This window comes from uncultured Algoriphagus sp. (assembly GCF_963974365.1).
In the GTDB taxonomy this organism is placed as follows: Bacteria; Bacteroidota; Bacteroidia; order Cytophagales; family Cyclobacteriaceae; genus Algoriphagus.
Map to the genome: position 1 here is coordinate 92,772 of NZ_CAXBBX010000007.1, position 14,554 is coordinate 107,325.

The following is a 14,554-nucleotide window of genomic DNA, read 5'->3' on the forward strand; positions in this document are numbered from 1 at the left end:
TTAATTAGCCGACTAAAACTGAATCATCACCACTTGGACGTTCATCATTTGGCAATAAGTCAATTAGTGAAATAACTACTGGATGCAATTCATTTACATCTGGATTTTCTCCTATAATTTGCAACCCTTTATTTAGTAAGGTTCTTGCTCTGCTACTGTCTTTCCAATTGTATGAACCGAAATTGTCATTATGATGTCGTACAAAACCAATTAGTTGATAAATAAAAGTTATTTGAACAAAGAAGCTATTTATTTCTTCCAATAGAACGTTTCCAAATTTAACGTCTTTAGCTCTGATGATTTCATCTAATTGCGAACGGAATTGATTGACAACTTGCGTAGTTTTTTCATTCCCTAAATCATTATTTACTTTTTCTAGGCGATAAAATTCTTCTTTTAATTCGGCTTCCAATTTTGGCCATTCCGTTGTTTCGTTTAGTTCGTCAATGGTTTTGAGAGTTTTTCGAAGATTGGTCAGTACTTCCTGTTTTCCGTCAACATCATTCTTATTGTTCCCAAAAGATTTTTCGATATTCTCTAATTCTGTTTCTGCTTTTTTCAGTTTTGCATCATCAGAATGATTACCACCTCTCTTTAATTCAGAAACTGCTCCCTTTGCCTTTCTAATTTCGTTTGATAACCATTTTGTATCAACTGATTGTACTGTGTCGGTTGGAACTTCAATTTCAGAAGTATGGTCTAAATAAGGAAAGTATGCTTGGACAGAAACATTTTGTGATTTATCAATATGCATAGTTAAATCAACATCTGAATTTTCTGGAAGCAATGCAGGTAAATCTGCACCTGATATAACTATGTCGTAAACGTGTTCGTTATAAATCGCCCTTGTTCCATCTGAACCGTGTTCGCCTTGGTAAAGTGGGATTTTGATAAAATCAGAATCCATTCCTGGACGAATTTGTTTTTGAGTTTTTAGACCATTTTTAGTTCCTGTGGCAGGAAGTGATTTGTTTTTTTCTAATCCTGATACTTCCTTGAAAACAATTTTTCCTGTGGATTTCAATTTAATCTCAATGCCCCAATTATATGGAAGTGTTGCACTTCCAATCTTCGAACCTTGAATAACGCTAAATGAATTTGGTTCACTTTCTAGCAGGTTTCCTTTGTCGTCATAAAGGGTAACTCCAAAAACATTAGTTTTTCCTTCGTTTAATTGAACGTCTATTACTTCACCTATTGTGTTTATCTCTACTTTGCCACTTGACCAAGCATTATCACCTCTTTTGATTTCAGCAAAAACTTTTTCGGGGATTTCTCCTTCAGTTCTGTCTTCTAAAATTTTTAGTGTTACAAATTCTTCTGTTTCAACGGTTGATGATTCGTGTCCAATTTCAAGCTGAATTTTTGTTTTGTCTCTGGTTTGCTCTTTGATTTCTTCGGATAATTCAACAGTAGAAGCATATAATGCAGCACCTTTTGAAACAACAGTCATAGGGTCGACACTTGTATCAGGTTTGCAAATTTGCTTTTCAAGCATTTCTCTCAAAGTTGGTGATAGTGTTGGGCCACCTACCAAAATCAAGGAATCTAAAGAACTGCCTTTCAAGTTGTTCCTTTTTATAAGAGTTAAACTGCAATCAATTGCTTTTTGGAAAATGGGGTCAAGGACATTTTTAAGCTGCTCCTGTGTAACTGTTAAATCAATTTCAACTTCTTCTCCTTCATCATCTTCACCACATTCTCCCGGGTCAACATAGATATTATGTGATGGATTAAATGAAAGGTTGTTCTTTATTTCTTCTGCAAAAAATTTCAATCCACTTCGATATTCTTCTTTCTTTATGTCGTCTGATAGCAAATCGTCAATGGAGAATCTTTCTTGAATGTGAGGAATAATCAGTTGGTCAACAATAGCGTAATCTAAATTTTTACCTCCTAGATAATTGTCTCCTTCAGTGTCAATTACTTTCATTATTCCATCTTCTACCTTTAGCAGTGCAGCATCAAAAGTTCCACCACCAAAGTCAAACACTAACCAAAAACCATCTTTCTTTTTACTGTCAAGTCCATAAGCCATTGATGCAGCAACTGGTTCTTGAAGTACTTCTACGTGGTCAAAACCTGCTAGCTTTCCTGCTCTTCTAGTGGCATCTATTTGGTTGTTCTTAAATGCAGCAGGAACAGTGATGACCGCAGCGTTTATATTTTCGTCCTGCACATATTCTTTAAGCCTTTTTAGTACTTCTGATGAAAGTTCTTCTGATGAAAAGTCTTTGTTAACGTAAGTACTATGATACTTTTTGTCAGTACCCATAGTTCTTTTGAACTCAACATAAGCGTTTAAAGGGGTTTTGTTGGACAGACTTTTGAGACTGTTAGACCTGTAACTATCGTATGCTTTATCGCCAACAAACAAAGTCCCTTTGGGGTTAAAGGCTATGCAAGAAGGTGTTGTGTCTTTTTGTTTGTCTAGTGATTTGATGATTCTTACTTCACCATTTTCCATTCTCGAAATTGCCGAGTTGGTTGTTCCCAAGTCAATCCCGTAATCAATTTTTGTTCTGGCCATTTTGTAAAATTTAGTTTTGAGAAACTTCAACCTGTGCTCTTTGAATCAAGATGCCATTAAAGTTTACTTGCGGTTTTATGATTTTAGAAATTATTTTTTTGCCAGACTCTAATGTGTCATCTTCAACAAAGTTAATTACGTCAATATTCATTCGCTCGTCATATTCATTGTTTAACAAATTGACCATTTCATAACCATTTGCTGCAAAGTTTGCCTGAATACGCTCAATGCCCTTTTCCAATGGCTTAAGACCTTTTATATCTGCATCCATTCGCGAAATGTTCTTTTGCATTCTTACGATTTCATCAGCAACTTTTAGAGCAAGTGAATGGTCTGCTTTTTCAGAATATATATTTGATTGTGATTTACTTTCTTCCTGTTTTAGTTTTAAATGAGTTTCTAAAACTTCCAATAATTTATTGTCCAACTTCACACTTTCTTCTTCAAGTGAGGCTTTGGTATTTCTGATTTGGGTTTCGACATCTGTTTTACTCGAATTAATACGTTTGCCCAACAACCAATAAATCAAACCGCCTAATAAAAGAGTTGCCAAAGTGGCGATTATCCAATACAATCGGTTTTTTTCAACGCTGTTGTCCAATTGTGCAATTTGCGTATCTGCTCTTTGACCTGTTTCTTGGATTTTAGTCCCAAGCTCGTTGGAATTGGTTGCAATATTTTGACTGTTCGTTTGGATGAGTTGGCTTAAACTATCGATTGAAGTATTTAAACTCTTGTTCTCGCCCTGCAAAACTGAAATAGTCTGGCTTTGATTTCCAAGTATATTATTTTGGTTGTTCAGCTTTTTAGTTAAAGCATCAATCTCTTGCCGTTGCTGAAATACGTTGTTTTTTATGGTCGGAATTTCCTTAACCAAGATTGAATCCTGTTGCTGTTGAGCAAAAAGATTGGTTGCTCCAAAAAAGAGCGATATGAGTAAAAATTTCTTCATAGTTAATATTTTGCTGCTGAAAGCTCCATTTTTAATTTGTATATTTTTTCTTCCTGAGTTCGGACATCTTTTTTCTTTTCTTCTTTGGATCGCTGAATTAGCTTGTCAATTTTAGCCTGTTGTGCTTGAATTTGACTTTGCTTTTCTGAGCTTCCTCTAAACAATTTGAATTTCTGAATTTCGCTCATTTCGTTTTTGGCAGACCTGATTTCGGATTCATAGTAATCCATTTTATTTATCTCCCTTAGTTTCTTTTCTGTACTAGCTATTTCTTTCTCAAACCTTTCAGATGGTGCTAGATCAACTGCGTACTTCTTGGTGTGAATCAAATATTCATCTATATAAACTTCTATTCGATGTTCTCCGATATCATAAGTACATTCCTCTGAATTCCCCCATCCTGGTAAAATCACTCTGCTAGTTTGCTTAGTTATTTTTTTTGTTACGGACTGGGAATATCCTTTTGGAGAAGATTTGGAATTCCTTTTAAGACTGCCATTTGGGTTTATATATTTAAGATAAAAGGTTACAGACATATCGCTTGTTACATCCAAATTAAGGTTCAAACCAATGTATCTTATAAATTTTGTGTAGAGAGGCTTGTTATCGGTGTTCGTTATAACAGACGATACAATTTTGAAAGATAGTTTCGGTGGTATTCTTTTGTATTTTTCAATGATTCTGCTAATCAATGAATTACTTTGTGAATATTCTTTAAGCCAAAAAGCTAATTCTGTAAACTCAGATTTAAGTTCGTTATTAGTACTTGCTTTAATTCTTTCTAAACTCTCATCGGGTAAAATTTCTTTTAGTAAATCATTTACTTTATCCCAATCAATAGAATTCTTGATGTTATCTTCAACAGCGGACTGGTTAATAGTTCTGTGACCAAGTCTTATCAATGGGTCACTCTCCTTCAGCTCTTTAACTTGTTGTCTTATTTGTTGCTCATTAGTTTCATAAGCATCCTTCACGGATTGTAATAAGGCAATTGCTTGTGCGACCTCTCGGTCTTTCATTTCTTCAAGCGTATTAAGACTATCTTTCGCCCTATCTATTGTTAACTTTCCAACCGCAATTGACAACGCTGTCTCATTTAATTCCAGGGCTTGTTTTAAGAAATCTTCGCTTGAGTCATTTTCTTGACTTTCATTAAAATAATCAATGCCACATTGCATTATTTCATTTGCCAATTGGTCTGCTACGGCCTTGTATTTTAAATCGCTTGTTCCAAGTAATGAATTGAGAAGTGATAAATCGTCCTTTGTGTTTGTGAATAATTTTAAACCAAATTCATAAGCTCTGCCTTTGTCTGCTTTTCGTTTCTTTTTACAACTCTCAATTTGGCTTTCAATTTTATGTAATGGTTCTTCTGTGAATTTTTTAGAAAGATACTTTTGAGTAATTCCGTTACATCCCCTAAACAATTCCAATGTTTCTGAACTTGAAAACTGATTTTTGAATTGCGATAGCAAATCATCAATCAGTTTTTCAGATTGTTTTTGCTTGTTAATGATATATGTTTCATCCGCAACAGAATGAACAAAATTTTCAAAACAATCAGATTCAATTAGTTTGATTTTGACTTCAATTCCCATTTTTACGTCTGATTTATTCCGACTTAAAAGTTTATAGGTACCCAAGTTGTTGAACGCAGAGAAATTTTTGGAATTAACATCTTTGCCGGTCGTTACTTTCTCCCAAATTTCAAGCGCTTTTTCTTCATCACCATTTTTCAGATATTCAATTGCCGTCTTGTCATATGGACTGGCATTTAAAAACCAAAACAAGGCATAATTTACCTTATCTTGGTTTTGCTCAACATTTGAAAATGCTTTGTTTACAACTTCAATTTCCTTTCGGGAAATTTTTGGTAAAAAATGGAAATCGAATTCTGAATCTGTATCCCTTTCAACCCGAGCGTGAGCTGCAATTCTTCCTTTTTGACGTTGTAACTCTCTATCCGTTGCGTTTGAGAGAATACCCGCAATACGATAGGGGTTATTTTGTATTAACTCCATATTTCTTCGGTTGGCTTTAAGTTCCTAAAAATACTGTTCATTCTATATCTTTATTACGGTTTTCCGTATTCTGTTCATTTTTCGGTCGAGCGTTGGCAAAAAACAGCTCTTTTGGTTTTTTCAGCGTTAGCTGTGCGTTTCGGCAAAAACCAAATGTGCTGTTTGTGCGGTGGCTTTTCTTGTATGCCGTACAACTATTTATATTTGGATGGTTCTACATAGAGTATATCTTACAAACAGGTTTAGCAAATGCTTACTGCTATTCTAATTTTTTCTTAATACTCACCAAATATTCAATATCCTTATCTTGTCCATCGTATCTCTTCATTACTTTTCTTTCTTTAATGGAAAGTCCAATGTCACCAATTTGTTTAACAGCTCCTCCTAGCTCTGCAGAACTAAGTCCAGCCATAATAGCCGAAACAGATGTCAATCCAGGATTAAGTAAAGCACATATTCCATATGATAAAAGTTTAGGTATGTGCTTTAAACTTAGAAAAGCTTTTAATGGACCTTTACGTGTGGTAAAACCATGTTTATTCGCAGCTATTTCATAGTCTTCAACTTTAGTCAACAACAAATCTTGTATATAAGCCTTTCCCTTTGAGTGATCTAGTCCGTCCAAAAACAATCTCGATCTCCTAAGTTGTTTAATTGATATTTCATCATCACGAATTTCCTTTACTTGTTCCCACTCGATGTTTTCAGGCTTAACTAATGGTAAGTCTAGCAATGCTAGTTCAATACCATCTTCTAAACTATTTCCTCCTATCCAATTTGGCGAATCAGCATTTTCGAGTACAGGGACTGTATATAAACCATTTTTTCTATAATAGGCTGTCGTGGATGAAATCATTAAATTATCTAGAAATGATTCGGCTTCATTGGCATCAAAATTAATTTCTTCATTTATCTTACGGAATGAGGTAATGAGGTCACCTTGCTCACCTTGATTGCCTTACCATATTGATTTATTGATTTTTCAATTTCTTTTAGAAGTTTGTCTGTTCGGTTATCAGCAATAAAGTTCCGCCTAATTATTCCTAAGGTAAGCGCTGTTATTTCCGACTTTGCATCATGCCAATTACCCATTTTTTCATCTGGAACGAGAACAAAACCTTCAATGGGCTTTGGATTTTGTGCTCGGAAAATATCACTTGTAGTTGACATAACACTTAGAGGGGTATTATGTAAACAATAAGCATGTTCAAAATAAAGAGCAGCTCCAGGTTTAGGTTCTTTAACTACTGCATATCTAGTGTTTTGGTATTCCATATTTTTAATATTTGCTACGATTGCATATCTCCAATTGGTGATAATTACGCACACCAGACAGGTATCCACATGTAGTTGGGGGTATATCTCATTTATTTGATAATGTTAATTAACTCTATCATGCTCTCCGGATTAACGGAAAGGTATTCGACAGAAACTGCTTATCAACATAAATTGCTAAAGTTTCCCACTTGATATTTTTCATTTAGATCTCTGCCTAAAAGCCAAAGCAGGTAAATGGTTTCTGGATTTATGCCCGAATAGTAAAAAAAGCTGGTTTAATTACCTCCCAAGGATTTTATCTCAAAAGAACCAAGTCATACCTCAAATCAGGATCAAGGAATGGTTGCCTACTTTCTCTTAGAAGTTATCTGCAAGAAAAGGATTATCTCAAACAAAAAAATACCCTGCACTGGGTATTTTCAGGTACTCAATAAAATTTCAATAAATTATGAATGCTTTACCACCTCTCAAGATTTATCAAACTGTTCTACCAAATTTAATTTAAAAAAGGCCTTCCCAGGGGTCCTTCCTAACTCTCTCAATTTCGATTCCAATGTCACTTTGGATATTGAGGCAGAACAAGTAAATAACTCGCTGGCGTAGTGAAAATAACCATCATGTGAATACTCCCTGAACGTTTGAAATTTAGATAGCTCTTTGTGCGTTGCTCTTTCAACTTTTGCAGCACTTTCGCTGAAAACATGGTAAAATACCCTCCAATCCGTTTCCCCACCATATGTTGTCCTCACAAGCGAATCTTCCCTACCTTCAATATTTTCGGTAAATCCTATTTTTACCAATTTGCTATTCCTAGAGTATGCTATGTAAGTGAAACCTTTAGTCCTCTTGATAAATGAAATATGCTTGGTTTCACATTGGATACAATGGCCATACTTATCCTTAAGCGTATGCATGAGGCCAGTACAAGGGTTTGCATTGAATCCAATTTCCTTTTTTAGTTCTTTCATGGCTTCTAGGTAATCTTTCTTCTTCATTCCACCAATGTCAAAAAGAAGATCTAGCGATATCCCATGATGATCTAAGAAATTGATTTGGTCTTGGGATATTTTGGAGATTATTGAATTCATTGAGTTTACAAAAGCTATTGTCTTGCCTGGGATAATTAATAACTCTTTTTAGTCAAATTGTAACTAATTCCAAAATACACTGAGTTGTCAAACCGATCAAATGTCGGGACAGTTGTAAAGCTTTCAGGAACATAGCTTCCTTCGTTATTTTTCTCGGCAGTACTCGATAACTCCTTAACCTTGCCAAAAGCCACCCCCCCATTTAAAGCTACTTTTCCTTTTTTCCCTAACAAAAATCCGGCTCCAACTGAATACTTTGGCTTTGCATCCAAAATGGAAATACCAATTCCAACTTGAGGTCCAAAACTAACAAACCCTGAGAATTTATAGGTTAAATGTGCCATTCCTCCTATTGCTATGTCCCATGTAGAATAATCCTCTGCAATAACTTCTTTTTTTTCTTCAATTGGTGAACCAAGATAATAAGGCACATCTACCAATTGGTTGAAAAGAAAACCAGTAGAAAAGTCAAAATTCCACATCTTATAGTTTACAAACTCGATTTCACCCTTGTAGAGGGTATCTTTCAGGTATGTGTCTATGATTGAAACCTGAAGGTCAACACCATCCTTAACAGCTTTAAAGCCAGAAGTCATCACTTCTGGTTTTGCTTTCATTGATTTTTCGATAAAAGTTGCTTTGCCTAAAAAATCCTGTTTATCGATAACTTTTTTCATGGATTGTATTAAAGAACCCATCTTGAAAAACTCCTCATTGACATCTCCGTTTTCTAAAGTTTTATCAAACCAAATGGAATATTTTTCAGAAAAATATGTAATAAACGATATACTTTCCTCAGTCTTTTTTACCGTTGCTCCCTCTTTATCTATCGGAAGTTCATCCCCAATAATCATTTTAACCTTGGAATCAGAGGGAGCAAACTTTGTAGCCTTATAAACTTCTTTAGAAAGAGAATCAACTTTTTGAAGAAATAAATAAGCCATTCTTGCTGAATCAATAAGGGTAATAGTCTCTACAATTCCTGGCTGAAAATCAGTACTTACACCTGTTCCCGGAAACAGAACTTTAAGTGGCTCACTGATACTTGATTGTAAATTAAAAGCCTTTGAGCTAATCACAGCTCTGATATGTGCTGAGTTTACGCTTTCAATTTGGAGCTTGTAATTTTTCCCGTATTCTAATTTAAGAAGCTTATTTTCCAGCACTCCCAGATGATTCCCATCTTGTTCATAGCCTATTTTACGGATTTCTTGTGCAAAACTTTGAACAAAAACTAAAGCAAATAATACGACGAAGCAAAGTCTAACAGTCTGATTCATAATTAAAAAGGTTTAGTGAATCGAAAGATTTAAAAAAAAACTCAAATTAAAATACCCTGCACAGGGTATTTTTTAGGTAAAAATGAAAAATGACGGAACAAAATCACTCTTCTTTCTCAAATCAATCAAGGATTTTCTTTTCAAGAACCCTACTCTTCAAAAACGCATTCACATCTACAAACCCTACATAGTTTGATCTTTGATCAGTAACACCCGACTGAATTCTCCAGATTTCATTCACTTCTGATGGTCTTACTTTCAAGTTAAAAAGCAACTTCCCAACTTTATCCCTACTCCCTCGCAAAGCTTTCAAATCCCAATTAGTTTCCAAACCATTTTCACGGCAGTATTGGTATAGCTGAGTAACCCTAATGAAATTACTGGTACATTTCTCACCAGTAACATCATTATCTAGATAGAGATCAATTAACTCACGCTCTTTCAACATGTCCAGCATCAAGCGAAAAGTTAGATTGGCAGTACTATTTAAAATAATGGCTTTGAAATCCCACTCGGCAGAAAGCTTAAGGTAACTAAGAAAATCAAACCATCCTTCAAAGATTTTTGTACTAACAGGATTTCCAAGAATCTCAATTGATATACCTCCTCCCAGGATATTCCCTTTAAAAATTGAAGACCTGAGCACCCAGCCCCCAGATTCATTGGGAAAGCCGATAGCAAAATACCGCTTCCCCTTGTTTCGCCAATGTACCTCTTTGGCAAACTGAGAGATTTCATCTGGCTCTAAGCCCCTTTCCCGAATGTAATTAACCAAAGCAATATGAGAGATTTCCTTCACGTTTTCAACCACAATCTTTGATGCAGATACAGGTTTCTTTTTTGGAATAATTATTTTTTCAGGAGGTGAATCAGAAAGTCTCTGAACTGATTCCGTAAATGATTTATCTTCAAATACCTGGACAGCTTCTATAATATCACCACCTCTACCCTCAGAGTGGTCATACCATACATTGGCATTAGCGTCCACAGCTATTGACCCGGTTCGCTGAGTAAGGAAACCAAAGAAGTATTCCTTTCCCTGAATCCCTTCATATTTCAGGAAACCTGAACTAACTAAACTTTGGAAATAATCAACTATAGGAAAATCTCTCTTAATGCGTTCTGCTTCCTGTTTTACTCTTGAATAGTTCAACATATTTACATTTTTATATAAAAACATCTATACATAAATATACTTTTAATCAACTTAAAAGCAAACTATTGTTTCTTCTTTTTGCCAGCGTTTTCTTGAATTCATCAAAAAGAAAAAGAGGGACAAGAGATAGACGAATTCGTACGATTCGCACACCTCGTACCTCTCGTACCGTACGAATAGTTCGAGCTACGTTAATCTTCTGCTTCAACCTGCTTCAACCACTTTCTTACAGCACCTTCGGAAACCCCAAGCATCTGAGCAATTTTCACATTGGAGTGCCCCTCTTCCTTAAGCTCATATGCCTTACTTTTTATCTGACCCTTATTTGTCAGATTAAACTGCTTCAGGTGATCGGATTCCTTTCCAAATTCTAAAAATCTGAATGAGCTAAAATTGGTTTCCTTACCGATTTTGCAGACCATAACATTCTCAGTTGGGAATTGAAAAGCTCCGTACCTCACTTTGATTTGCTTTAAATACTTGATAGAAGGATCTTTCTGGCTCTCCCCTACAGCAAAGCAGGAATCAATAAGATTGATGAAGCTTTTACTTCCTTGAATGTCATTTCTACTTATTGGTGCGAACAGATTTCTTTTGGGAGTGTGTGCAATCAACAAGATTGACCACCCATGCATTTTCTTGAGGTTATTCAACCTTATCAAAAATGGAGTAGTGTTTCTGGCTTTCTCATTATCCGAAATCACGCAGGAGAGGTTATCGATCACCAGTATTTTAGCGCCGGACTTTGATGTTTGAGTTTCAATCTCTTTAAAGAGGTAAGTTTCGTATTCTTCTATGCTCTCATCGTGCCCATAAGGATTGATCTCTGCCCTCAAGAAGTGCTCACTGAATTCAAAATGATCAAATAGAATATCCTGTTCCTGATCATATTGGGCATACCGCATTTCAAATTGCTTAGCAGTTAGTTCCAGGTCGAAATAAATCACCTTAGAAGCTTTGAGCTCCATTTCAATCCCGAGCGTGGATACTCCCTTGGTAACACTATCAATTATTTGAACAGCGAGCAGTGACTTTCCCTGGTTGGTATCTGCGAAGAGGATGCATAGCTCTTCTTCATACCAGAATGGCCCAAATATCCTTTTGGGAATGGGCTTGGTCTTAGCTTCATCTATCCATTCATTAGCTGATTTGATGATTAGAAAACCCTCTGAATGTGGGGTATCGAACTTTTTATTTTGGATGTAATTTTCCATTTTCTGCATGTAAGAGTTTGAATATGAATGCAGAAACAGTATCTTTAAGTCGTCAAACAGGATACTGAATCCACAAAATTATTTGAGCGAATCCGAAAGGGTTCGCTTTATTTTTTTCTAGGATTTCGCTGACGACCAGCATTGAGAACTTCGGATTTTTTGAAATAAACACTACTGTTTATCATGTGCTCCTTTAGAAAGCCTTCCTTCCTCCAATTATTTATTGTGGTACGGGATCTCCCCAGAAGCTTCATCACTTCAGGGATTTTGATGAATTCTTCTTCCGGTGTAGAAGCAGTAGGAACGTTGGATAGCTTGTGGACAATAGCCTCTGCTATTTCATTGATGAGTTGCCCTTTTTCGATGGGGCTTAAAATTAGATTGTTCATAATCGGCTGAAATTTTGTTTCTGGCCGAATCTGCCCAAAAAAGGGTTTGGATAGTTAGTGGGATACTATCCAAAAAGAATAATTAGGTTACAAATTTGTTCTTTCTTGAATAAAATCATCGATGGAGACTGCTTTTTCCCTGAGTCCTGCATTGTTAAAAATCTCTTTCACATGATAGAGTTGTTCCTTTCTCTTAGGACTTAAGTTATCAGATTTCGCAATCTCAGGTGAAATTTTTGAAAAATAATCGCGGATCCCTCTGTCAGTTCCACCCACTGCGTTAGACAACACCTTATCAAAGGATCCACTTTTAATACTGTGGTCGCTTTGGAGCACCCGTTGTTTTAGATCGTTGAGAACTCCCAATTCTCCAAGCATCAGTTCAATGGCAAGAAGTGAAACCGTTTTATCATATTCTACAACTTCAATCTGCTCTTCCTGATAATCATTGCCTTTCCTCAAATTGGAATAAAATTTTTCAGCTTCTTCATAATCATTGAGCGCAAGACTTTGAAATGCCTTATGATTTTCCGGTTTATTAATTGGATCTATATATTGAAAAAACCGCCTTGTTTCACGCAGATTCTTTCTGGCTTTGCCCACTATCACAATGAATGTCATAAGTGATCCCGCCAGAACAAATCCTCCTAAGGCATACTTTAAATCTGATGGATGTACCAGGATGATAAAAAATACAGAGAGGAAAAGTATGGCAGCTATGGAATATCCAAGGCTCTGAAGAATAAATCCTTTCCTTTTATGAAAGGAGGAGAAATCGGCAAAGAACATTTTGTTTCGATCAAAAATCTCCCACCCTAACCGATAGGCTAAAATTCTCTCTTCTTCAGAGAGCTCATCAAAATACCAGAATGATTCTTTTGCTTTGTATTGACCAAGTGAAAGGTTCGGGTCATAATTTTTCATTTGTAAAGTTGGTTTAGTCCCAGGCGAGACTCATTGCATTTCGTTTACGATCTTCATCTACATCAACGTATCGCTTAAAGCTTTTATAATCTGAATGACCAGTTATTTTCATTACCACTTCAGCAGGAATACCTTTAGAAAGAGAAATTGTCACAAATGTTTTTCTACCAGTATGCGCACTAACTAGATCATATTTTGGACACATATTGGCTATTCTCTCCGATCCTCTATACCGGATAATCTCCACAGGGTCATCGATTTCAGCTAGCTTGCAAAGCTCCTTGACATATTTATTAAACTTCTGATTTGATATCATTGGTAGTGGAGAAATTCTATCACTGTACTTTTTCAAAATCTCCCGGGAAATACGAGTGAGCGGCACCACTGAAGGCTCCTTGGTTTTTGTGATGGTCATTCGGATTTCATCAGCCTTTATATGTTCACGCTTAAGTTGACACAAATCTGAAAACCGGTACCCGGTTACACAACTGAATAAAAAGACATCCCTGACTTGATCAAGTCTAGAATTAGAAGTCAAATCAAGAACGTATAAACTATCAAATTCTTTTTTGTTTAATGCAATTACTTCTAGTTTTTCTTTTTTGATTGTAAAGTCTTTATACCCTTCAGCTATCTTAAACCCTTTCCTTTTAGCATATCCTAAGAATGTTTTTAGTGTACTTAGTTGTTTGGCGATGGTAATATTATTCAGTGTGCTTACTGTTCCGGTGGTACGGTGAACTATTTTATGATTAATAAGAAAATTCTGAAACCCTTGCATGAATGCGTAATCCATGTTCTCAAACTTGAAATTTTCATTTATTTGATCCTGGTAATTTTTCAGGTGCCTTTTCAGGGATTTGTAAACAATCATGCTCCCCCTTACTCTGGTTAACTCATTCTCTTTAATGTAGAGATCAATGAAATCATAAACTGAATAGGTGGGCTCTGCCTTCTTAATCTTTGGTTTCTTCGACTCCTTGATTTTTGTCATGAGCATATCCAAATCATATGGCACATCCTGTGCTCTGAAAGATTCTTCTATTTGTCGTATTCTAGTGCGAATTTCAAGCAAGTCGTCCTGATACTGGAGCAGGTAGCTTTTCGGTGGAACGGCAGATCCAAATTTCTTTTCCAGCTGTGTTTTTTGTTTTGCTGTCATATCCACGATCTCTTGCTTGTCAGCAGACCATAAATCGGGTAATAGTTTTATTCCAGATGACATTAATTTTCTTTTGCCAGCTAAATGAACAACTATCATCAAAGGCTGCTCACCCTTCTTGTTTTCCAAATCATGCCTCAAAATAAATTTAACTGTCGCTTCCATACCCGTATCTTGAATTTTGATAAAGATACTAATTGAAAAATCAGTAGCGAATTTAGTAGCGAAAAAATCACTCAAGAGTGGTCAAAGGTGTACATAACCTACTAATAGAAGTTAAAAAAAGCCTCAAAATGACCATATAAAGGCACTTTTGACAAATGATGTAAAAAAGGTTCGAATCCCCCACTCTCTACCAGTAATCTACTGAAAACTAGCGAGTTACGATCTAAAAAATTGTAAACTCGCTTTTTTTATCGCCATACTAAATCGTAAAGAACTAATTATCAGTAAGATATTTTTTTTTACCCTGAATTAAGTCTCCTGAATGGGCTGGATCGGAAATGGTTCTATTGCATAGATACAGGAAACTTTAGAGTTAGACGAAGCTTTATACAGTT

General features: G+C 35.7%; 12 protein-coding genes. All 12 read right to left on the reverse strand.

All coding sequences use genetic code 11. The features are described from left to right. Positions 1–4: 4 nt before the first annotated feature. The 12 genes from AACZ87_RS10955 to AACZ87_RS11010 all read right to left on the reverse strand — a co-directional run bounded on the left by AACZ87_RS10955 (position 5) and on the right by AACZ87_RS11010 (position 14,159). Entirely contained in the window at positions 5–2,530 is a 2,526-nt protein-coding gene (locus AACZ87_RS10955; RefSeq protein ID WP_339867126.1) for an Hsp70 family protein, read from the reverse strand. A gap of 10 nt (positions 2,531–2,540) precedes the next feature. Then, positions 2,541–3,482 carry a hypothetical protein gene (locus tag AACZ87_RS10960; protein ID WP_339867127.1) on the reverse strand — a complete coding sequence of 314 codons (942 nt, stop codon included), beginning with the start codon at positions 3,480–3,482 and terminating at the stop codon, positions 2,541–2,543. A 2-nt stretch (positions 3,483–3,484) separates the two neighbouring features. Then, a complete protein-coding gene (locus AACZ87_RS10965; RefSeq protein ID WP_339867128.1) occupies positions 3,485–5,503 on the reverse strand; it encodes a hypothetical protein in 2,019 nt (672 codons plus the stop codon). Positions 5,504–5,762: 259 nt separating this feature from the next. Then, positions 5,763–6,359 carry a hypothetical protein gene (locus tag AACZ87_RS10970; RefSeq protein WP_339867129.1) on the reverse strand — a complete coding sequence of 199 codons (597 nt, stop codon included), beginning with the start codon at positions 6,357–6,359 and terminating at the stop codon, positions 5,763–5,765. 53 nt (positions 6,360–6,412) lie between these two features. Then, complete coding sequence (locus tag AACZ87_RS10975; RefSeq protein ID WP_339867130.1) at positions 6,413–6,778, reverse strand: hypothetical protein; 366 nt, start codon at positions 6,776–6,778, stop codon at positions 6,413–6,415. Between the two features lie 470 nt (positions 6,779–7,248). After that, the gene (locus AACZ87_RS10980) at positions 7,249–7,869 is read right to left on the reverse strand and encodes a GIY-YIG nuclease family protein (RefSeq protein ID WP_339867131.1); all 621 of its coding nucleotides are present in this window, start codon (positions 7,867–7,869) and stop codon (positions 7,249–7,251) included. Between the two features lie 35 nt (positions 7,870–7,904). Beyond that, positions 7,905–9,035 carry a hypothetical protein gene (locus AACZ87_RS10985; protein ID WP_339867133.1) on the reverse strand — a complete coding sequence of 377 codons (1,131 nt, stop codon included), beginning with the start codon at positions 9,033–9,035 and terminating at the stop codon, positions 7,905–7,907. Between the two features lie 235 nt (positions 9,036–9,270). Then, the gene (locus tag AACZ87_RS10990; protein WP_339867135.1) at positions 9,271–10,305 is read right to left on the reverse strand and encodes a toprim domain-containing protein; all 1,035 of its coding nucleotides are present in this window, start codon (positions 10,303–10,305) and stop codon (positions 9,271–9,273) included. 191 nt (positions 10,306–10,496) lie between these two features. Continuing rightward, positions 10,497–11,519: an AAA family ATPase gene (locus AACZ87_RS10995; protein ID WP_339867137.1), complete on the reverse strand. Its 1,023-nt coding sequence runs from the start codon at positions 11,517–11,519 to the stop codon at positions 10,497–10,499. A gap of 107 nt (positions 11,520–11,626) precedes the next feature. Then, positions 11,627–11,908 carry a helix-turn-helix domain-containing protein gene (locus AACZ87_RS11000; protein ID WP_339867138.1) on the reverse strand — a complete coding sequence of 94 codons (282 nt, stop codon included), beginning with the start codon at positions 11,906–11,908 and terminating at the stop codon, positions 11,627–11,629. An 87-nt stretch (positions 11,909–11,995) separates the two neighbouring features. Further along, positions 11,996–12,832, reverse strand: coding sequence for a hypothetical protein (locus AACZ87_RS11005; RefSeq protein ID WP_339867139.1), 837 nt, complete (start codon positions 12,830–12,832; stop codon positions 11,996–11,998). 13 nt (positions 12,833–12,845) lie between these two features. Next, positions 12,846–14,159 carry a site-specific integrase gene (locus AACZ87_RS11010; RefSeq protein WP_339867141.1) on the reverse strand — a complete coding sequence of 438 codons (1,314 nt, stop codon included), beginning with the start codon at positions 14,157–14,159 and terminating at the stop codon, positions 12,846–12,848. Positions 14,160–14,554 lie beyond the last annotated feature (395 nt).

Coding starts and splice junctions, on each gene's coding strand:
- AACZ87_RS10995 (WP_339867137.1), bottom strand. CDS start 11,519: ATGGAAAATTACATCCAAAATAAAAAGTTCGATACCCCACATTCAGAG.
- AACZ87_RS11005 (WP_339867139.1), bottom strand. CDS start 12,832: ATGAAAAATTATGACCCGAACCTTTCACTTGGTCAATACAAAGCAAAA.
- AACZ87_RS10980 (WP_339867131.1), bottom strand. CDS start 7,869: ATGAATTCAATAATCTCCAAAATATCCCAAGACCAAATCAATTTCTTA.
- AACZ87_RS10990 (WP_339867135.1), bottom strand. CDS start 10,305: ATGTTGAACTATTCAAGAGTAAAACAGGAAGCAGAACGCATTAAGAGA.
- AACZ87_RS10965 (WP_339867128.1), bottom strand. CDS start 5,503: ATGGAGTTAATACAAAATAACCCCTATCGTATTGCGGGTATTCTCTCA.
- AACZ87_RS10955 (WP_339867126.1), bottom strand. CDS start 2,530: ATGGCCAGAACAAAAATTGATTACGGGATTGACTTGGGAACAACCAAC.
- AACZ87_RS10975 (WP_339867130.1), bottom strand. CDS start 6,778: ATGGAATACCAAAACACTAGATATGCAGTAGTTAAAGAACCTAAACCT.
- AACZ87_RS11000 (WP_339867138.1), bottom strand. CDS start 11,908: ATGAACAATCTAATTTTAAGCCCCATCGAAAAAGGGCAACTCATCAAT.
- AACZ87_RS10960 (WP_339867127.1), bottom strand. CDS start 3,482: ATGAAGAAATTTTTACTCATATCGCTCTTTTTTGGAGCAACCAATCTT.
- AACZ87_RS11010 (WP_339867141.1), bottom strand. CDS start 14,159: ATGGAAGCGACAGTTAAATTTATTTTGAGGCATGATTTGGAAAACAAG.
- AACZ87_RS10970 (WP_339867129.1), bottom strand. CDS start 6,359: ATGATTTCATCCACGACAGCCTATTATAGAAAAAATGGTTTATATACA.